This window comes from Streptosporangium pseudovulgare (assembly GCF_014648055.1).
Taxonomy (GTDB): domain Bacteria; phylum Actinomycetota; class Actinomycetes; order Streptosporangiales; family Streptosporangiaceae; genus Streptosporangium; species Streptosporangium pseudovulgare.
The window spans coordinates 129,675-147,940 of sequence record NZ_BMQJ01000015.1 but is presented as its reverse complement, the minus strand read 5'-3'; the positions used below and the strand labels follow the sequence as shown (position 1 = coordinate 147,940).

At 73.7% G+C, this 18,266-nt stretch carries 17 protein-coding genes; 10 read left to right on the top strand and 7 right to left on the bottom strand.

Features of this window, described 5'->3' with window-relative positions; translation table 11 throughout:
• The first annotated feature begins 39 nt into the window (after positions 1-39).
• Positions 40-1,827 carry a protein kinase domain-containing protein gene (locus tag IEZ10_RS27300; RefSeq protein ID WP_189249377.1) on the top strand — a complete coding sequence of 596 codons (1,788 nt, stop codon included), beginning with the start codon at positions 40-42 and terminating at the stop codon, positions 1,825-1,827.
• A gap of 152 nt (positions 1,828-1,979) precedes the next feature.
• The gene (locus tag IEZ10_RS27295; protein WP_189249376.1) at positions 1,980-2,795 is read left to right on the top strand and encodes an ABC transporter ATP-binding protein; all 816 of its coding nucleotides are present in this window, start codon (positions 1,980-1,982) and stop codon (positions 2,793-2,795) included.
• A gap of 8 nt (positions 2,796-2,803) precedes the next feature.
• Here IEZ10_RS27295 and IEZ10_RS27290 read toward each other — a convergent pair whose 3' ends face one another.
• Positions 2,804-3,091 (bottom strand): HU family DNA-binding protein, encoded by a 288-nt coding sequence (locus IEZ10_RS27290; protein ID WP_179817935.1) that lies wholly within the window; start codon positions 3,089-3,091, stop codon positions 2,804-2,806.
• A 605-nt stretch (positions 3,092-3,696) separates the two neighbouring features.
• Entirely contained in the window at positions 3,697-3,870 is a 174-nt protein-coding gene (locus IEZ10_RS27285; RefSeq protein ID WP_189249375.1) for a hypothetical protein, read from the bottom strand.
• Between the two features lie 161 nt (positions 3,871-4,031).
• Between IEZ10_RS27285 and mihF the strand changes: the two genes are divergently transcribed.
• Together mihF and IEZ10_RS27275 are read left to right on the top strand one after the other, a co-directional pair.
• Positions 4,032-4,340 carry an integration host factor, actinobacterial type gene (mihF, locus tag IEZ10_RS27280; RefSeq protein WP_179817933.1) on the top strand — a complete coding sequence of 103 codons (309 nt, stop codon included), beginning with the start codon at positions 4,032-4,034 and terminating at the stop codon, positions 4,338-4,340.
• A gap of 576 nt (positions 4,341-4,916) precedes the next feature.
• Complete coding sequence (locus tag IEZ10_RS27275) at positions 4,917-5,279, top strand: hypothetical protein (protein ID WP_229811692.1); 363 nt, start codon at positions 4,917-4,919, stop codon at positions 5,277-5,279.
• A gap of 213 nt (positions 5,280-5,492) precedes the next feature.
• Here the strand turns inward: IEZ10_RS27275 and aceA are convergent, their stop codons facing one another.
• On the bottom strand, positions 5,493-6,782 hold the full coding sequence (aceA, locus tag IEZ10_RS27270) for an isocitrate lyase (protein ID WP_189249374.1): 1,290 nt from the start codon (positions 6,780-6,782) through the stop codon (positions 5,493-5,495).
• A gap of 272 nt (positions 6,783-7,054) precedes the next feature.
• Here aceA and IEZ10_RS27265 point away from each other — a divergent pair, with 272 nt between their 5' ends.
• Positions 7,055-8,491 carry a helix-turn-helix domain-containing protein gene (locus tag IEZ10_RS27265; protein WP_179822601.1) on the top strand — a complete coding sequence of 479 codons (1,437 nt, stop codon included), beginning with the start codon at positions 7,055-7,057 and terminating at the stop codon, positions 8,489-8,491.
• Between the two features lie 103 nt (positions 8,492-8,594).
• Here the strand turns inward: IEZ10_RS27265 and IEZ10_RS40075 are convergent, their stop codons facing one another.
• Positions 8,595-11,147: a hypothetical protein gene (locus IEZ10_RS40075; protein ID WP_189249373.1), complete on the bottom strand. Its 2,553-nt coding sequence runs from the start codon at positions 11,145-11,147 to the stop codon at positions 8,595-8,597.
• 150 nt (positions 11,148-11,297) lie between these two features.
• Here IEZ10_RS40075 and IEZ10_RS27255 point away from each other — a divergent pair, with 150 nt between their 5' ends.
• On the top strand, positions 11,298-12,263 hold the full coding sequence (locus tag IEZ10_RS27255; protein WP_189249372.1) for a glucosyl-3-phosphoglycerate synthase: 966 nt from the start codon (positions 11,298-11,300) through the stop codon (positions 12,261-12,263).
• A 12-nt stretch (positions 12,264-12,275) separates the two neighbouring features.
• Here IEZ10_RS27255 and IEZ10_RS27250 read toward each other — a convergent pair whose 3' ends face one another.
• Positions 12,276-13,046: a methyltransferase domain-containing protein gene (locus tag IEZ10_RS27250; RefSeq protein WP_189249371.1), complete on the bottom strand. Its 771-nt coding sequence runs from the start codon at positions 13,044-13,046 to the stop codon at positions 12,276-12,278.
• A 117-nt stretch (positions 13,047-13,163) separates the two neighbouring features.
• Between IEZ10_RS27250 and IEZ10_RS27245 the strand changes: the two genes are divergently transcribed.
• A complete protein-coding gene (locus tag IEZ10_RS27245; RefSeq protein WP_189249370.1) occupies positions 13,164-13,625 on the top strand; it encodes a DUF6153 family protein in 462 nt (153 codons plus the stop codon).
• 83 nt (positions 13,626-13,708) lie between these two features.
• A complete protein-coding gene (locus IEZ10_RS27240; RefSeq protein ID WP_229811691.1) occupies positions 13,709-14,374 on the top strand; it encodes a DUF305 domain-containing protein in 666 nt (221 codons plus the stop codon).
• A 10-nt stretch (positions 14,375-14,384) separates the two neighbouring features.
• Here IEZ10_RS27240 and IEZ10_RS27235 read toward each other — a convergent pair whose 3' ends face one another.
• Positions 14,385-15,068: a TetR/AcrR family transcriptional regulator gene (locus tag IEZ10_RS27235; RefSeq protein ID WP_189249369.1), complete on the bottom strand. Its 684-nt coding sequence runs from the start codon at positions 15,066-15,068 to the stop codon at positions 14,385-14,387.
• 85 nt (positions 15,069-15,153) lie between these two features.
• On the opposite strand from IEZ10_RS27235, the gene IEZ10_RS27230 reads away from it, so the two are divergent.
• Complete coding sequence (locus IEZ10_RS27230; protein ID WP_189249368.1) at positions 15,154-16,371, top strand: MFS transporter; 1,218 nt, start codon at positions 15,154-15,156, stop codon at positions 16,369-16,371.
• Positions 16,372-16,498: 127 nt separating this feature from the next.
• Positions 16,499-17,713, top strand: a complete 1,215-nt coding sequence (locus tag IEZ10_RS27225; protein WP_189249367.1) for an acyl-CoA dehydrogenase family protein — start codon at positions 16,499-16,501, stop codon at positions 17,711-17,713.
• 93 nt (positions 17,714-17,806) lie between these two features.
• Here the strand turns inward: IEZ10_RS27225 and IEZ10_RS27220 are convergent, their stop codons facing one another.
• A complete protein-coding gene (locus IEZ10_RS27220; RefSeq protein ID WP_189249366.1) occupies positions 17,807-18,181 on the bottom strand; it encodes a PH domain-containing protein in 375 nt (124 codons plus the stop codon).
• Positions 18,182-18,266 lie beyond the last annotated feature (85 nt).

Here is an 18,266-nt window from a genome sequence, read left to right as displayed (position 1 = left end):
GTGTTCTGCCGTATCGCGGACACGGGAGGCTCGACCAGGATGGTGCGTGGCGGAACCGGACCCATCGACGGCCTGCCGCCCGGTGTGCGGCCGCTGACCGTGGGAGACCCGGTCATCATCGGCCGTTACCTGCTGCTCGGCCGTCTCGGCGTGGGCGGGATGGGCGTCGTCTATCTCGCCGAGCATCCCCAGGGCGGCGTGGTGGCGCTCAAGACGCCGCATCCGCTGCACCTGCACGATCCCACGCTCCGGGCCCGGTTCGCCGAGGAGGTGGCGTTCTCCCGGCGCGTGGTGCCCTTCTGCACCGCGGCCGTGGTCGAGGACGGCACCGACCGCGACCGGCCCTTCCTGGTCTGCGAGTACATCCCCGGGCCAGCGCTGTCCCAGGTGGTGCCCGCCGGCGGTCCGCTCACGCCCGACCTGGCCTACGGCGTCGCCCTGGGGGTGGCGGCGGCGCTGGTCGCTGTGCACGAGGCGGGGCTGGTGCACCGCGACCTCAAGCCCGGCAACGTGCTGCTGTCGCCCTCCGGTCCCCGGGTGATCGACTTCGGTATCGCCACGGACGTGGACGCCCCCGGCGCGCACACCCAGGCCGGGCAGGTCATGGGCAGCCCCGGCTGGGTCGCCCCGGAGCGGCTCACCGGGGGGCCCGCATGGCCCGCCTCCGACGTCTTCGCCTGGGGCTGCGTGATCGCCTACGCGGCCACCGGACACCACCCCTTCGGCGCGGGTGAGCTCGACGTGCTGACCCGGCGCATCATGGTCGAGCCGCCGCGCCTCTCCTCGGTGCCCATGCTGCTGCGCCCGGCGGTCGAGGCGTGCCTGGCCAAGGACCCGGCGCACCGTCCCCGCGCCGCCGACCTGCTCGTGGCGCTGCTGGCGGCGGGCGGGGTGGCCGCGCCGGCGGATCCGCGTGAGGCGGTCGCCGGGGTGCTGGGGGAGATCTGGACGGCGGTGCCGTATCCCCCTGCCGCGCCGTGGGTCCCGGGCCCGGGGCACTCCGGGGCGTCGCGGGCCGCGTCCCCCTGGGCGGGGGCAGGGGCGGGGGGCGTGTCCGGCGCCGTGCCGTACCCGTACGCGGCGGCGCCGTATCCGTCGGCGGGTGTGCCGTACCGGCCGGGGGAGGAGGGGCGGTCCGCGCCCGCCGGCCCCTCGCGGGAACGTTCCCGGGCACGGGGTTCCAGGCGGGCGGCGCCGGGGCGTGGCGGGAACCTCTCGCAGGCCGGGTTCGCCGCGCTGGCCACGGTGTCCATGGCGGCGCTGACCGTGGTGGCCGCGGCGCGGGCCGGCGACGGCGGGGTGGACGGGACCGGTGGGGCCGGTGTCCCCGAGCGCGTCCCGGCGGTGGTGCCGGCCGAGGGCGCGACGGCGACGTCCGCGTTCCGCCCGTCCCGCCCACCGGAGGGCGGGACGCGGTCGGCGCCCCCGGTCGAGCCGACCGCGGTCACGGTCACCACCACCCGCACGGTGCCGGTTCCCACCGCCCACACCCCTCCGGACATCCCAGCCGAGCCGTCCCCGAGCGGTCCCCGCGACACCGCCGGCCCGCCCGGCGGCGGTGACGGGCCGCAGACCTGCGCGGACCTCCCGGGCAACGGCAACGGCCGGGGCAACGGCAACGGGCGGGGCGGCGGCCGGGGCCGGGGTGCGAACCGCGGCTGCCCGGAGGCGACGGGCGCGCCCACCCCCGGCTCCAGGCCCTCCTTCACCCAGATCCCGCAGACCGGCGACGGCGAGAGCCCGGCGCCGTCGCAGGCGCCGTCGGCCACGGAGAGCGCGTCCTCGCCCCCGCCGGGCGCGACCCCGTCGGTCCAGATCGGCGACTGAGAGGCGGTGATCCGGCGGCTTCCGTCCCGGGGCCGTCACGCCGTTCCCCGCCCTCACGCCCCGCTTCCGGGCGGGGCCGCCCGGCCGGAGGCGAGGACCGCCGGGTCGGCTAGGGTGATCATCGTCGTACGTGCGGAGCCGGACGGAGGACGATGAGCGGGTTCGGACCCGGGGCGGTGGAGCTGAGCGGCGTCGAGGTGCGGGTGGTGGGGCGGACCCTCCTGTCCGGCGTCGACTGGCGGGTGGAGTACGGCCAGCACTGGGTGGTGCTGGGACCCAACGGGGCGGGCAAGACCACGCTGCTGTCCCTGGCGGCCGCCGTGCGGCACCCCAGCAGCGGCTCGGTCACCGTGCTCGGCCAGCGCCTGGGCCGGGTCGACCTGCGGGAGCTGCGCCGCCGGATCGGGCTGGTGGCGGCGAGCCAGCGCCTCGTCGACGAGGGCCTGCTGGAGGACGAGGGCGCGACCGCGCACACCGTCGTCCTGACCGGTCACACCGGCAGCAGCGCCCCGCTGTGGGACCGCTACGGCCCGGCCGAGCACGAGCGGGCCCACCGGCTGCTGGCGGACATGGGGTGCAAGGACCTCGCCGAGCGGCCGTTCGGCGTCTGCTCCCAGGGGGAGCGGGCCAGGGTCAGGGTCGCCAGGGCGCTGATGGCCGAGCCGGTGATACTGCTGCTGGACGAGCCGTTCGCCGGGCTCGACCTGCCCGCGCGCGAGGACCTGATCGCCGCGGTGGAGGGCCTGGCCGCGTCCCGGCCCGCGCTGACCACGGTCACGGTGACCCACCACCTGGAGGAGGTCCCGGCGACCACCACCCATGCCCTGTTGATGCGCGACACCCGTGTCCAGGCGGCCGGTCCGGCGGGGGAGGTGCTGACCGGGGAGAATCTGTCGGAGTGCTTCGGCAGGCCGCTGCGGATCGACGCCCTGGACGGGCGCTGGTACGCCCGTGCCGTCCGGGGCTGACCGAGGCGTCAGTCCTTCTTGCGCTGGCGGATGAGACCCATGAAGCCCGGACTGGGCTTGAACTTGGCGGTCCAGGTCTCCGCGATCTCCAGGGGTTCGCCGGTCTGCGGGTTGCGCCCGGTGCGTGCCGGCTTGTGGACGATCTCGAAGGACCCGAAGCCGGGGATGGCCACCTTCTCCTCGGCCGCCACGGTCGTCTGGATGACGCCGAGGATGGCGTCCAGGGCGGCGGCGGTCTGCCGCCTGCTGAGCCCCGCCTCGGCCGCGGCCTTGTCGATCAGCTCGCGCTTGTTCATGGGGATAGCTAACGCCATCATCGGCCACGGCGTCGAGCCGGGCTCCCCGTACGGCCGTGGCGTACCGGTACGCCACGGCCGTACGGGGAGCCCGGCCGTGCGTCCCGGGCAGGGGTGCGCCGGTCAGGTGAGGCCGGCCTGCGCGGCCAGCCGTTCCGCTTCGCGGTGCAGGGCTTCGATGAGGAGGAGCTCCAGGCGGAGCCTCTCGTCAGCGAGGCCGTCGAGTACTTCCATCAGATCTAGCGAGGGGACTGCCGGGTTCACCCGGTGGGGGAATCGCTTCATTGATATGGTCCCTGTGTTCGGAACGGGCAGGGCTTGTCCGTCGCCCACCTCAGCCGAGGAAAGCGAGAAGCCGCTCTCTTCAGGGAGCGGAGGAGTCACACGGGCCTCCCTGCGCACAGGGACGCTTCGGTGATCGGGGAAGTTCACCTCGATGCCGAACCGGCCTCACCCCCGGGGCGGCCGGTCGTTCCGCCCGCGGTTCCTCCCGGCGGTGCGGAACCGCCTTCGCCGTACCGGTCCCGCCCGGGGAACGGCCGGTCATCCTCACGTCGTTCCCCGTGGCCGTCCTCCCGCCGTCCCCCGCACACCCGGCCGCCTCCTCAGGAGGCGACCAGTTCGGCCAGGTCGACGTGTTCGCCGACCTCCCGCACATCGGTGCAGTACGCCAGGAGCACCTGACGGTCACCGACACGCCGGGTAACCCGCAGGCAGGGGAGGTCGTGGAGCACGACCGCCTCCACCTCGATGCCGTCCGGTCCTTGCCAGATACTCATGAGGTCGAGGCTACGAAGAGTCAGGTAAGTCTGGGGTAACCATTCGGGCATATCGTGGTGGTCAGTGACGGATGCCCTGTTTTTCCCTGGTTCCAGGATGATTAGCCGCGTCGCTGTGGGTAACAGGACGGCAGAACCCAAGCAACCAGGGAGAAACCAACATGGCCTTGCCCAAGCTAACCCCCGAACAGCGTCAAGCGGCACTTGCCAAGGCCGCCGAGACGCGTGCGGCCCGGGCCAAGCTCCTGGCCGACGTCAAGGCCGGGTCCGTGAGCCTTGAGCAGCTGCTCGGCCGCGACGACGAGGTCGCCAAGCGCATCAAGGTCTCGCAGGCGCTGCGGGCGCTGCCGGGCATCGGCAACGTCAAGGCGGCCCAGCTCATGAAGACGGCCGACGTGGACGAGACCCGCCGGCTCGGCGGTCTCGGCGCCCAGCAGCGCCGCAAGCTGCTGCAGGCCGTCGAGCGCTGAGCACCTCGGGCGCGCCGATCCCCCGGCGCGCCCGGCCCTCCGGGCGCGCCGCGGTTTCCCGGGCGCGCCGGGAACCCCCGGACATCGCGCGGACGGCTGCGCGGTCCGCGAGCCGCCCGGCGGGAGGGCGGCGGCAAAGTGAGGCCCCGCCGTACGGACGTCCAGCCATCCGTACGGCGGGGCCTCACCGCGACGCGAAGCGTCGCCATGAGCCCGTGAGGGGGCGCCGGTGTCTGGACTGAGGAGGGAGCGAGCGAACGACGAGGGAAGACGCCGGGCAAGAGCCCCCGAGCCGCGACGCGCAGTGTCGCCATGAGCCCGTGAGGGGGCGCCGGTGTCTGGACTGAGGAGGGAGCGAGCGCAGCGAGCGAACGACGAGGGAAGACGCCGGGCTTGAGCCCCCGAGCCGCGACGCGAAGCGTCGCCATCAACACAGCGTCGCCATGGACACAGCGAGACGGGGAAGAAGTAGAAGAGGGGACGTCGGTCGTGCCGGGAGGTTCCCCGGACGGTTACTCGTCCACGGTGGAAATCGCGCGTTCGCGTATCGGATACTGGATGCCAAAGGGGGGCATCATGAAGCGGATCATCGCAGTGGCGGCGCTGTTGGCGGGCACCGCGGCGACGCTTTCCGGCGCGGGTGCCGCGGCCGAGGCGAAGCCCAGGACGCCGGTGAGCGAATCGCAGTACCGGATTCTCCTCAACCAGTGCGACTACGCGGGCAGCGCGTCGCTCCGGGCCGACTGCCGGGCCCGGGTCAAGAGCACCTACCGGATCGGCGCGGTGAACCCGAACCTCGACTGCCGTACCTATTCCGGCGTCACCGTCTGCGGCGATCTCACGCTCACCGGGAAACAGTGCGAGTGCATAGCGAATCTGGTGAAGGCCGGTCTGTCCTATCGGCGGGCCGAAGTGGAGTGCTACACCGCCGCCTCATAGCCTCCGTGATCGTGGCCGCGCGTCGGACGTCGCCGGGCCCGGAAGGCGCCGACCTGCGCCTCACCGGCTGACGGCGTCAGAGAAGGGGGCCCGCCGGTCGTCTGACCGGCGGGCCCCCTTCTTCTCGCCTTGTTCGGCGCCGAGCCGTTCCGCCACCGCTTCCCGGCCCGGTCCGCGCCGGCGGTCACCGCCGCCGGCGCGCGTCCCCGCGGGTCAGTGAGCCTCGAACTGCTCCTCCTCGGTGGAGCCCCGCAGGGCCGTGGTGGAGGAGTCCGGCGCGATGGCCGTGCTGACCAGGTCGAAGTATCCGGTGCCGACCTCCCGCTGGTGGCGGGTGGCGGTGTAGCCGCGCGCCTCGGAGGCGAACTCGGCCTCCTGCAGCCGGACGTAGGCGCTCATGCCCTCCTCAGCGTAGCCGTGGGCCAGGTCGAACATCGAGTGGTTGAGCGAGTGGAAACCCGCCAGCGTGATGAACTGGAACTTGTACCCCATGTGGCCCAGTTCCCGCTGGAACTTGGCGATCGTGGAGTCGTCCAGGTGCTTCTTCCAGTTGAAGGACGGCGAGCAGTTGTAGGCCAGCATCTGGTCCGGGTAGCTCGCCTTGATCGCCTCGGCGAACTCGCGGGCCACGTCCAGGTCCGGCGTGGAGGTCTCCATCCACAGCAGGTCGGCGTAGGGCGCGTAGGCCAGGCCGCGGGCGACGCAGGCGTCCACGCCGTTGCGGACCCGGTAGAAGCCCTCGGCGGTGCGCTCGCCGGTGGTGAAGACCTGGTCGCGGGGGTCGACGTCCGTGGTCAGCAGCGTCGCGGCCTGGGCGTCGGTCCGCGCGATGATCAGGGACGGGACCCCGCAGACGTCGGCCGCCAGACGGGCCGCGTTGAGGGTCTTGATGTGCTGGCTCGTCGGGATGAGCACCTTGCCGCCGAGGTGGCCGCACTTCTTCTCGGAGGCGAGCTGGTCCTCCCAGTGCACGCCCGCCGCGCCGGCGGCGATCATGCCCTTCATCAGCTCGAAGGCGTTGAGCACGCCGCCGAAGCCGGCCTCGGCGTCGGCCACGATCGGGGCCAGCCAGTGCGGAGCGTTCCCGTCGCCCTCCGACCAGGTGATCTGGTCGGCGCGCAGCAGCGCGTTGTTGATGCGCCGCACCACGGCCGGGACCGAGTTCGCCGGGTAGAGGCTCTGGTCGGGGTAGGTCTGCCCGCCGAGGTTGGCGTCGGCGGCGACCTGCCAGCCGGACAGGTAGATCGCCTTCAGGCCGGCCTTGACCTGCTGCACCGCCTGGTTGCCGGTGAGCGCGCCCAGGGCGTGCACGTAGTCCTCGGAGTGGAGCAGGCTCCACAGCCGTTCGGCGCCGAGCCGGGCCAGGGTGTGCTCCTCCTGGACCGACCCCCTCAGCCGGATCACATCCTCGGCGGTGTAGGCCCGCTCGGTGCCCTTCCAGCGGGGGTCGTTCTCCCACTCGCGCCGCAGTTCCTCTGCGGCTCCCTTGAGGCGATCGATCATTTTTCACTCCTTGTCGTCCCCTGGGTGCCTTGGTCTGAGTGTGAGTCGGGGCGAAACGGGCGAACAAGGCCGAAGTTGGCGAAAGAACGTCATTTTTTCCCACAGAGCGAATACCAGACGGTATTCAGAGCAGAAGAACCGCACAGTTTGCGCTGTGGACTAGACCAATCACGCGACGCGGGTCACGCCCGCCCTCCCTGTATGGAAATATCCGTTGAAATTTCGTCTAGCATCGGAGTATGGGATCACTGGTGGGTGAAGAACCGCTGACCTTGACGCAGGAGCTGGACCTCATCGCGTTCGGCCAGCGTCTCCGCCACCTGCGCAAGCAGCGCGGCCTGACCCTCGCCGACCTCGGCGAGCGCGTCGGCCGCGCCCCCAGCCAGCTGTCCCTGCTGGAGAACGGCAAGCGCGAGCCGAAGCTGTCGCTGCTGAAGTCGCTGGCCGCCGCGCTGAACGTGCCGGTGGAGGAGCTGCTGCGCCGCCAGGCGCCCAGCAGGCGGGCGCAGCTGGAGATGGCGCTGGAGGAGGCGCAGCGCGACCCGGTCTACGCCGGGCTCGGCCTGGCCAGGCTCAAGGTCTCCGCCCGCGTCCCCAATGACGTGCTGGAGCACATCCTCGGCCTGTACGGCGAGCTGCGCTCACGCCAGGCCAAGGGCACCGCCACCCCCGAGGAGGCACGCGCCGCCAACGCCGAGCTGCGCCGTACGCAGCGCGAGCTGGGCAACTACTTCGAGGAGATCGAGAAGGCCGCGGCCGAGGCGCTGTCGGCCGTCGGCTACCGCGCCGGCGCGCTGTCGCAGAGCACCGTCCAGGCCCTGGTCACGCACTTCGGCTACACCGTGCAGACCGTCCAGGACCTGCCGCGCTCGGTGCGCTCCATCACCGACCTGCGCAACCGGCGCATCTACGTCAAGCACGAGCAGCTCGGCATGCACACGCCGCGCACCATCCTGCTGCAGACCCTCGGCCACCTCGCCCTCGGCCACCACAAACCGCGCGACTTCGCCGACTTCCTGCGCCAGCGCACCGAGGCCAACTACTTCGCCGCGGCCGTGCTGGTGCCCGAGGCCACGGCCGTGCCGTACCTGCGGGAGGCCAAGCAGGACCGGGCGCTGAGCGTGGAGGACCTGCGCGACGTCTACGCCGTCTCCTACGAGATGGCCGCGCACCGCTTCACCAACCTCGCCACCCACCACCTGGACCTGGTCTGCCACTTCGTCCGCAACGACGCCGGCGGCATCATCTACAAGGCCTACGAGAACGACGGCATCGTCTTCCCCGCCGACGAGCAGGGCGCGATCGAGGGCCAGCGGATGTGCCAGCAGTGGTCGGGCCGGCAGGTCTTCCTCTCACCGGACCGGTTCTCGGTCTTCTACCAGTACTCCGACTCGCCCACCGGCACCTACTTCTGCGTCGCGCACGTCGATCCGAGCCGCGAGCGGAACTTCGCGATCACCCTCGGCGTGCCGTACCGGGAGTCGCGCTGGTTCCGCGGGCGGGAGACCACCAACCGGACCCGCTCCGGCTGCCCCACCGGTGACTGCTGCCGCCGCCCGCCGGTCGAGCTGGCCCGCCGCTGGGAGGGCTACGCCTGGCCCTCCGCCCGGGGCAACTCCCACGTCCTGGCGGCGCTGCCCCCGGGCTCGTTCCCGGGAGTGGACGAGGCCGACGTCTACACCTTCCTGGAGCGCCACGCCCTCGACTGACCCGCGCCGCCCCGTCCTCCGGCCGGCGCGGCGTCACCCGGCCGGGTGGAACCGCGGCGTCCCGGCGGGCACGGCGTGTCACGCGGTCCGCCGGGGCGGTCCGTCACGCGGGCGGCCCGCCGGGCGACAGCGTCAGCGACGGATGGCCGAAGAACCGGTAGGCCGTCGCGGTGGCCGGGGCCTGGCAGCGCAGGGAGCGCAGCACCTCCGCCGGGGGCTCCCCGGCCAGGCAGCGCCGGTAGAACTCCCGCGGCAGGCCGTCGTCGCCGACCGGCCAGAGCGGGGCGACCACCGCGCTCGCGCCCGCCAGCAGGAACGCCTGGCAGTCGTCCGGCTCCTCCAGGAAGACGAACGGCGCGCCGCCCATGCCCCGGCCCAGCGCCTCGGCCGCCGAGCCTCCGGCGGTGAAGTGCACCATGTCCGTGGGCTGGGACAGCAGGGCCAGCACCTCGCCCAGTACGGGGTTGATCCGGGCGGCACCGTACTCGCCGGTCAGCGGGTGGGGCTCGGCGCCGCCGTAGACCACCGCCATGCTCCGCCCGGCCGCCCGCGCCGGCGGCGGCAGCTCCGGGCGCCGCCCGCCCAGCGGCCAGCGGCCGGTCACCGTCTGGCAGTTCAGGAACGGCGGGACCGACGGGTCGAACGGGTGCTCCAGCGCGGCCAGCTCCCAGGGGACGTGCGTCTCCTGGGAGACGATCAGCACGTTCGGGCGGCGCGGGGCCACCCGGGCCGCCACCGCGTGCAGCAGCTCCCAGAAGCCCCGCGGGATCCGCGCGGCGATCCGGCGTCCCATGTCGTCGAGACTGCCGGCCTGCTCCGCCAGGTTCCGCCCGAACTCCGAGATCCGCGTGCCCAGCTCGCAGGCCTCCGCCCGGTCGGGAGTGAGGAAGTGCGGCGAGTGGTAGGTCCACCACAGCCGTCCCGGCTGGTCGCCGTGCACGACGACCGCCGTGACGTCCGGCGGGTCGGCGTCGCTCCCCGTCCGGACCCGGGTGCCGGCGACCGGCTGCGCGTCGCCCTCCTGGGGGAGCGTGCCGGGGGCGCCGACGACGGCGAGCGCGCGCACCCCGAACCCGGTCACCTGGCCGCGCACCGAGTGGACCGCCTGGATCTGCCGCGCGGTGACCGGCTGCTCCTGCGGGAGCGCCACCAGACGCACCGCGGTCCTCGGGTACGGCGTCGCCGGATCGACGCGCAGCCGCACCCGCCAGCCGCCGGGTGCCTCGAACCCCTCGGCGACGAGCTGGACGTCCAGGTCGAACGGCTCACCGGTGTACGGCGCCGCCGGGGACGCCGGAGCGGCGCCCGGACCCGCGGCCGGGTTTCCGGGCGGGGCGCCGGGGGTCACGCCGGGATCGCCGGGCACCACGCCTACCTCCACCCGCGTCTCCGCCCCGGCGACCACCTCGCCGGTCACCTGGATCAGCGGGAACCCGGCCCACGCCGGGCCGGAGGGGACGGACTCGGCGCGCCGCCTGCGGAAGGCGCCGGTCAGCCGGCCGAGCACCGAGGGGCCCTTGCCGCCCTGCGCGGGACGGGCGGGGTGCGGCTCCTCCGAGCCGTCCCGCCGTACGGACGTGGTGGCCTGGGCCTCCTCGGTCCGCGCGGAGCCCAGCAGTCCGGGCGGCGGCCACTCGGGCCCGGTCCGCGCCGGGGGCGCACCGGCCGGCCCCGTCTGCGGGGGCGGCGCACCGGCCGGCCCGGACGGCGGCCACACGGGCCCGCTGGGCCCACCGGGCCCGTGCGGTGGGCCCAGCGGTACGGCCTGACCTGGCGGCGGCCACTCGGACCCGCCCCGCGTGGGCGGCCCGGCCTGCCCCGGGGGCGCCCATTCCGGTCCTACCTGGCCGGGCGGCTGCCACTCCGGCCCGGCCTGGCCGGTGGGCGGACCCGGCGGCGTGGCCTGGCCGGGCGGCGGGCCCGGCGGTGTGGCCTGCGGCGTCCCGGACGGCGGAGCGGGTGGCCCGGCCTGCGGATCACCATCCGGCGCGGCCGGCCATCCCGGGGCGGCCTGCCCGTCCGGGAGCCCGTCGGACGGTGTTTCCGGGCCGATCCGGCCGTCGTGGAGCGGGAGGGCGGGCGCTTCCCGCCCGTCCTGAGCGGGGGACGGCCACTCCGGGGAGACCGGTCCGGCGGGTGGCTCCGGCTCCACCTGGCCGATGACCGGCGGATTCACGTCCACCGGCTCGGCGATCAGCGGCGGGCCGGCGGGCGCGGGGAGCGGCGGGTTCGGCCCTCCCGCGGCGGGCGGAGGCGCACCGGGGCCCGCGGGACCGGAGAGCGGCATCGGCGGGTTCGGGGAACCGGGGAGCGGCATCCCTGGCCCGGGGGGCGGCATCGGCGGGTTCGGGGAACCGGGGAGTGGCCCGCCGGGATGGGCCGGGCCGTACGGCGGCATGCCGGGACCGGCGGGTTCGCCGCCGTTCACGCCGTTCATGCCGTCCACGTCGCCCGCGGCCATCAGCTCGCTGAACCGTTCCCAGACGGGACCGTACTGGACGATCAGCATCACGATGGCGTCGGCCAGCGGCCCGGGGGCATGCCGGCCCTCCTCGGCCAGCAGCGGATCGAGTCGCCCGCGTAGTTCCCCGGAAGACCCGCCCAGCAGCCGGTCAAGCTCGTCACGGACGATGCGTGCCGCCTTCATCACGGCCACCGGGTCCATGGTGCCCCTTTCCCTCCGGTCTGTGCAGATCCTCCCACCTGCGGGGAGCACAGAAGACAGGAGGTGTTCCCCGATACTCGTCCATGATTATCGACGCATATGGTGATAGCCGTAGGTCGCCGATGATGAGAAGGGTGGGCTGTGCTGCCTGAAGTGGAGGCATGGCTGCGGAAACGCACCTCATCGTCGAAGGACTGGCCGCTGCCGTGGCTGCTGGAGGCCAAGGGCGGCGCGACCGTCAGCGTCGTGCTGCCCGCGCGCGACGAGGCCGAGACGGTCGGGGACATCGTCACCGCGATCCGGCGCGACCTGATGGACGCGGCCCCCCTCGTGGACGAGCTCGTGGTCGTCGACTCCCGCTCGGTGGACGACACCGCCGCGCGCGCCGCCCGGGCCGGCGCCAGGGTGGTGGCACAGGACGAGGTCCTCCCCGACCTCAAGCCGCTGGACGGCAAGGGGGAGGCGCTGTGGAAGTCGCTCGCCGCGACCTCCGGCGACCTGCTGGTCTTCGTCGACGCCGACCTGCGCGAGTTCCGGACCTCGTTCGTGACCGGGCTGCTCGGCCCGCTGCTCGCCGACCCGGGCGTGGTCTACGTCAAGGGCTGCTACGACCGGCCGCTGCGGGACGTCCAGGGCGGCGGCGGGCGCGTCACCGAGCTCGTCGCCCGCCCGCTGCTCAACCTGCACTGGCCGATGCTCGCCGGGTTCGTCCAGCCTCTGGCGGGGGAGTACGCCGGGCGACGCTCCGCGCTGGAGCGCGTCCCGTTCGTCACCGGCTACGGCGTGGAGCTGGCCCTGCTGATCGACCTGCTGGAGCTCGCCGGGCTCGACGCCCTCGCCCAGGTCGACCTGGGTCGCCGGGTCCACTCCCACCAGTCCACCGAGGCGCTCGGCGGCATGGCCGCCCAGATCCTGCAGACCTGCTGGTCCCGGCTGGAACGCCAGAACAAGATGATCCCCCTGCACGAGCCGTCCCCCCGGCTGGTGCAGTTCCGCCGCGAGCCCGGGGGAGCCGGGGGACACCGGGCGGCCGTCCGCGACACGGCCGTCGCCGAGCGTCCCCCGATGGCCACCGTCCCCGACCGGCGTTCCCGCGCCACCGGCTGACCTTCCGCCCCGTCAGGGCCGCCGGCCGCTCGCCACGAACAGCGGCACCGCGAGGAAGAGCCGCCCGGCCCGTCCCCGCTCGGCCTGCTCGGCGAGCCATGCGTCGGCCCGCTCGCGGGTGACGGCGCCGGCGGAGCACGCGGCCCCGGCGAGCCCGGTCAGCATCGGCAGCGCCGTCACGTCGGTGAAGACGCCGGTGCGCACCTCCACGGCCACATCCTCGAAGCCGGCGTCCAGCAGCAGGTTGCGGTGGCGGCGCGCCGCGAGGGGAGCGGGTACGGTCCCGGCGCGGGCGTGGACCATGAGACGGGTGAGCTCCGGATCGTCGGAGTCGATCACGAACGTGTCCCAGTCCTGGCCGATGAGCACGGCGTGTCCTCCCGGGGCGAGCACACGTGCCGCCTCGGCGAGCGCCCGAGCAGGATCGGCGAGGTCGTGGAGCACCTTCTCCGCCCGGTACCCGGTCAGCTCACCGTCCCCGAACGGTAGGTCGCAGGCGTCGCCGAGCCGTACGTCGGCGTGCGGCCGGCGCCGCCGGGCCGTGGCCACCATCCGCTCGTCCACGTCCACACCGACCGCCGTCGCGCCCAGCTCCGCCATCTCCGCGACGGCCCGGCCCGCGCCGCAGCCCACGTCCACCACGGTCGCCCCGGGAGCCACGCCGAGGAGCCGGTACGACAGGGTCCGCAGCCCGGCCGCGGCGGGAAGGTCGTCGAAGGAGTCGAGAAGCGAGACCAGGGACTCCACCGCGTCCGCCGGTTCGTCCGTCATGTTCTTTGACATGCGGATGAGGATGCGACGGGCACCGGGGTCGTGGGGGGATCGGCACGGGGCCGCCATATGCTTTTCTGAGGGGACAGGCCCGTGTGACGGGCGGGGCGCGAACTCGGGGGAGGGCAGATGGACGACACGATCCGCCGGCCCGCCCTTCCGGCGTACCGCTGGCTGCTCCTCGTCGCCCTGGTCCTCGGCATCGCCGGGATGCACACGCTCGGGCACCTCGACCACGGCGGGCGGCACGACGGCATGCCCGGCATGGGGGAGGCCGCCCCCGCGGTCCACGCCCTCTCGCCCGCCGCCCTCTCGCTCAGCGACCACGGGGACACGGTGTCCCACCTGGCGCCGGACCCCGGGAGCTCGCTCTCCGGCCCCGGCGGCACCCTTCCCTCCTCCGATCCGTCCTCCGTCTGTCTGGCCGTGCTCACCTCGCTCGTGCTGTTCCTCGCCGGTGCGGCGTGGGCGTGGACGCGGCGGAGCCGGGAGACGCGGCCCGCCGGCGTACGGCCGGCGCCGCTCGTCGCCCGGCCGCCCCCGCGGAGGACGGCTCTGCGTCTCGCGCGTCTGTCGGTCCTGCGCATATAGGCCGGCCGCCCCCGCGGGCGGCGGCTGGAACGCGCCCGCGGACGACCGGTTCGCAGACCCGACGGAAACGAAAAGAGAACGCGATGATGTCCACCGATCACCTCACCCGCCCCGCGCTGCGCAGGCTCGCCCTCGCCGTCACCGCCGGGGCCGGCGCCCTCGCGCTCCTCACCGCCTGCGGCGGCGGGGACGGCGCGACGAGCGCCCAGCCGGGCAACACCGGCATGACGAGCGGTGCGCCCGCGACCGCCGCGAGCGCCTCACCCGCCGAGAGCACCTCGCCGGCGGCCGGCTCCAACGCCGCCGACGTGATGTTCGCCCAGATGATGATCCCGCACCACCGGCAGGCCGTCACGATGGCCGAACTCGCCGAGACCCGGGCCGCCGACCCGGAGGTGAAGGACCTGGCCGCGAAGATCAAGGGAGCGCAGGACCCGGAGATCGCCACCATGACCGGCTGGCTCAGGGCCTGGGGCGCGCCCGAGATGCCCGACGGCGGCCACATGGGACACGACATGCCCGGCATGATGAGCGAGAAGGACATGGCCGACCTCAAGGCGGCCAAGGGCGCCGAGTTCGACCGGATGTTCGCGAAGATGATGATCGCCCACCACGAGGGCGCGGTCGGCATGGCCGAGACCGAGCAGGCACAGGGCGCCGACCCCGCCGCCAAGAAGCTCGCGGCCGACATCATCGCCGCCCAGCAGGCCGAGATCAAGCAGATGCGGAAGCTCCTCGACCGGCTGTGAGCCGGCCGTCCTAGGCGGGGCCGTCCGGACGGGGACCGTTCGCGTCCCCGTCCGCGGCCCCGCTCGGCCGCCCGCCCCCGGCCCCCGCCGGCTCCCCGCCCGGGGCCGGGCGGGCGCCGTCCGGCTCTCCGCCCAGGGCGGCCCGGGCGAAGGCGACGAGGTGCTCGCGCATCCGCAGCCGCCCCTCCTCGGTCACCGCCTCGTCGCCGAGGATGATCCGGCCGAGCCGTGACATGACCACCGGCCAGCCGGCCAGCCCGATCAGCGTCATCATCGTGCGCGCCGTCTCCTGGGACGGCTCGCGGCCGAGCCCGGTGGCGAGCGACTCGGCCTTCCTGACGCACTTGGTGACCCGGTGCTCCTGCCCCTCCAGTTCGCCGTCGCGGTAGTGCAGCGACTCCCACATCAGCAGGCGGGTCAGTTCCGGGTGGGTGCGGTAGTAGTCGTAGAGCTTGGCGACGTACTCGACCGGGTCGTCGCCCGGCATGGCGACCGCCGCGGTCAGCTCGTCCATCACGGCGGTCATGACCTGGTCGAAGAGCTTGTCCTTGCTGCCGAAGTAACCGTAGATGCGCTCCTTGTTGACCCCGGCACGCTCGGCGATGCGGTCGACCCGGGCCCCGGCGATGCCGTGGGCGGCGAACTCGGCGCGGGCGGCGGACAGGAGGGCGTCCCTGGTGGATTCCTTCGGCATGCGCCGAAGTGTACGGGACCGGCCGCCGAAGCGCTATCCAACTAGTTGGTTGACTTCCAACCGGTTGGTTGGATACGGTCCCGCCATGATGATCAACCCGTCGGCCCCGGCCATCCCGGTCGCGGCCCCCCGCTCCGGCGGATTCGCCCCCCTCGGGCCCACCCTCGCCGTCTTCTCCCTCGCCGCCGTGCTGTCCAGCGGCCAGCTGTACGTGGTGATCCCCCTGCTGCACGGCATGGCCACCGGGTGGGGCGCAGCCCAGGCGAGCCTCACCTGGCTCGTCACCGCGTTCGGCGTGGGCTACGCCGCCGGCTTCCTGATCTTCGGCCCGCTCTCCGACCGGTACGGCCGCAGGCGGCTGATCCTCGCCGGCCTGCTGGCCGCCGCGGCCACCACCGCCCTCGTCACCGTCGCGCCGGGAGCCGGATCGGCGATCGGGCTCCGCGTGCTGCAGGGCGTCGCGGTCTCGATCTTCCCCCCGGCGGCCATGGCCTACCTGGGCGAACGCGTCGCCCCGCACCGCCGTACGCTGTCGCTGGCCACCATCACCAGCGCCTTCCTCGCCGCCGCGGTGCTGCTCCAGGTCGCCGCCCAGGCGCTGGCCGGGGCGATCGGCTGGCGCGGAGTGTTCCTGCTGTCGGCCGCGGTGTTCGCGGTCACCGCCGTCGCCGCCCGGGCCGTCATGCTGCCCGACCCGCCGCGTACGGCCACCGGCTCCCTCGCATCCGCCTACCGCGCGATCCCGTCCCTGCTGGCCACCCCCGCGCTGCTGCTCCGCTACGCCGGCACCGTCACCATCCTGACCACGTTCGTCGCCGTCTACACCGGCCTGCAGCTCGCCGGCCCCGCCGAGATCGCCGGCTCCCCGCAGGCCCTGCTGGCCCTGCGGATCAGCGGGCTGCCGTCCATGCTGGTCGTCCCGCTGCTGACCCCCGTGCTGGCCCGCGTCCCCGCCCCCCGGCGCGCGACGGCGCTGCTCGCGGTGGCGGCCCTCGCGCTCGCCGCCGCCGGGGCCACCGGGCCGGGCGTGACCGGGCTCGCCCTGCTCCTCGCCCTCTACGTCTTCGGCGTCGCCGCCGGTACCCCCGCGGTCAACGAGAGCGTCGGCGCGAACGCCGGCGGCGCCCGCGGCACCGCCCTGTCCCTGTTCACCTTCGCACTCTTCCTCGGCGGGAGCCTCGGCCCGCAGCTCGCCACCGCCTTCGCCGGCGGCGGGTTCGGCCTCCTGATGTACGGCACCGCCGCCCTGCTCCTCCTCGGTGTCCTGGCCCTGGCCGCCGCCGCCCGCACCGGCCGCGCATGACGCCGCCGCGGCACCCGCACCCGCGGGACCGCCGCGCCGACGACCGTCCGGCCCGCCGTACGGCCTGACCTACCGGGTGGCCGGGCGAACCGTTACGGTGGGCAGCGCACGAGAGGGGTTGATCACGATGAGCGAGACCGGCTTCTGCCCGGAGCTGGGTGACGACGTGCGGGAGGTGCGCGACTGGGTGCGGGAGTTCGCCCGCACGGTCGTCCGCCCCGCCGGGGCCGAATGGGACGAGCGCGAGGAGACGCCCTGGCCCGTCATCCAGGAGGCCGCCCGGATCGGCCTGTACTCGCTCGACTTCTTCGCCCAGCAGTGGTTCGAGCCCAGCGGCCTCGGACTGATCGCCGCGTTCGAGGAGCTGTTCTGGGGCGACGCCGGCATCGGCCTGTCCATCGCCGGCACCGGCCTGGCCGCGGCCTCCCTGGCCTCCGGCGGCACCCCCGAGCAGGTGGGGGAGTGGCTGCCGCAGATGTTCGGCACCCCCGACGACGTCAAGGTCGGCGCGTTCTGCGCCTCCGAGCCCGACGCCGGCTCCGACGTCGGCGCCATCCGCACCCGCGCCGTCCCCGACGGCGACGACTGGATCCTCAACGGCGTCAAGACCTGGGTCACCAACGGCGGCATCGCCGACGTCCACGTCGTCGTCGCCTCGGTGGACCCGGCGCTGGGCACCCGGGGCCAGGCGTCCTTCATCGTGCCGCCCGGCACGCCCGGCCTGTCGATGGGCCAGAAGTTCAAGAAGCACGGCATCCGCGCCTCCCACACCGCCGAGGTCGTCCTGGAGGACGTCCGGGTGCCGGGCTCGTGCCTGGTCGGCGGCCGGGAGAAGCTGGAGGCCCGGCTGGCGCGGGTCCGTTCCGGCGGCAGGGCCGGCGAGCAGGGCGCGATGCGGACCTTCGAGACCACCCGCCCGGTGGTGGCGGCGATGGCCGTGGGCATCGCCCGCGCGGCGTACGAGTACGCCCGCGACTACGCCCGCGAGCGCGAGCAGTTCGGCCGGAAGATCGGTGAGAACCAGGCGATCGCGTTCCGCCTCGCCGACATGGCCACCCGCGTCGACATCGCCCGCCTGATGACCTGGCGCGCGGCCTGGATGGCCCGCAACGACCGCGCCTTCGGCCAGGCCGAGGGGTCGATGTGCAAGCTCGTGGCCAGTGAGGCCGCCGTCTGGGTGACCGAGCAGGCCATCCAGATCCTCGGCGGCGCCGGCTACACCCGCGAGCACCCGGTCGAGCGCTTCCACCGCGACGCCAAGATCTTCACCATCTTCGAGGGGACGTCCGAGATCCAGCGCCTCATCATCGGCCGCGCCGTCACCGGCCTGCCCGTCCGCTGATTTCGAATGGCACCGGGCCGACCCTCGCCGCTTTTCATGGCGAGGCCAGCCCTTACCTCCGGATCAGAGTCGGCGGAAAACGCTTCGGCTCTGCTACAGCACGTAACCGGCGATCATATGGCTGAGGCGGATGATGTCGGAGTTGCCCTTGAACTCGAAGCGGACCTTTCCCAGGCCGCTGAACCAGAGTTCCAGTTCGGCGTCGAGGTCGAGGGTTCCGGCGGTCTCGACCGACCATGCCTGGACCTTGGCGTAGGGCAGGGAGGAGAAGTCGCGCTTCTTGCCGGTGAGCCCCTGGACATTGACCGCGATGATGCGCTTGTCGGTGAAGACGACGAAGTCCCGGACGGTTTTGTAGGAGGAGACGATCAGCTCGCCGTGGAGCATGAGGGGGGCCACGGTCGGGCCGACCTCTTCCGGCCGGCACGGATTCAGCTTGAAAAGGGATCCGTTGTGGAAGTCGATCACTTCCGTGATCTTACCTGCGGAAGGGGCTGTTTTCCGGTCAATGCCATGACGGGGCGAATCGGCCGGTGAGAGGGTCGCCTCGTTC

Excerpts from the sequence above, each read along its gene's own strand:
- aceA (WP_189249374.1), bottom strand. The coding sequence starts at position 6,782 with ATGATCGATCGCCTCAAGGGAGCCGCAGAGGAACTGCGGCGCGAGTGG.
- IEZ10_RS27285 (WP_189249375.1), bottom strand. The coding sequence starts at position 3,870 with ATGAGTATCTGGCAAGGACCGGACGGCATCGAGGTGGAGGCGGTCGTG.
- IEZ10_RS27290 (WP_179817935.1), bottom strand. The coding sequence starts at position 3,091 with ATGAACAAGCGCGAGCTGATCGACAAGGCCGCGGCCGAGGCGGGGCTC.
- IEZ10_RS27250 (WP_189249371.1), bottom strand. The coding sequence starts at position 13,046 with ATGTCAAAGAACATGACGGACGAACCGGCGGACGCGGTGGAGTCCCTG.
- IEZ10_RS27235 (WP_189249369.1), bottom strand. The coding sequence starts at position 15,068 with ATGCCGAAGGAATCCACCAGGGACGCCCTCCTGTCCGCCGCCCGCGCC.
- IEZ10_RS27295 (WP_189249376.1), top strand. The coding sequence starts at position 1,980 with ATGAGCGGGTTCGGACCCGGGGCGGTGGAGCTGAGCGGCGTCGAGGTG.
- IEZ10_RS27230 (WP_189249368.1), top strand. The coding sequence starts at position 15,154 with ATGATGATCAACCCGTCGGCCCCGGCCATCCCGGTCGCGGCCCCCCGC.
- IEZ10_RS27240 (WP_229811691.1), top strand. The coding sequence starts at position 13,709 with ATGATGTCCACCGATCACCTCACCCGCCCCGCGCTGCGCAGGCTCGCC.
- IEZ10_RS27300 (WP_189249377.1), top strand. The coding sequence starts at position 40 with ATGGTGCGTGGCGGAACCGGACCCATCGACGGCCTGCCGCCCGGTGTG.
- IEZ10_RS27275 (WP_229811692.1), top strand. The coding sequence starts at position 4,917 with ATGAAGCGGATCATCGCAGTGGCGGCGCTGTTGGCGGGCACCGCGGCG.
- IEZ10_RS27225 (WP_189249367.1), top strand. The coding sequence starts at position 16,499 with ATGAGCGAGACCGGCTTCTGCCCGGAGCTGGGTGACGACGTGCGGGAG.
- IEZ10_RS27245 (WP_189249370.1), top strand. The coding sequence starts at position 13,164 with ATGGACGACACGATCCGCCGGCCCGCCCTTCCGGCGTACCGCTGGCTG.
- mihF (WP_179817933.1), top strand. The coding sequence starts at position 4,032 with ATGGCCTTGCCCAAGCTAACCCCCGAACAGCGTCAAGCGGCACTTGCC.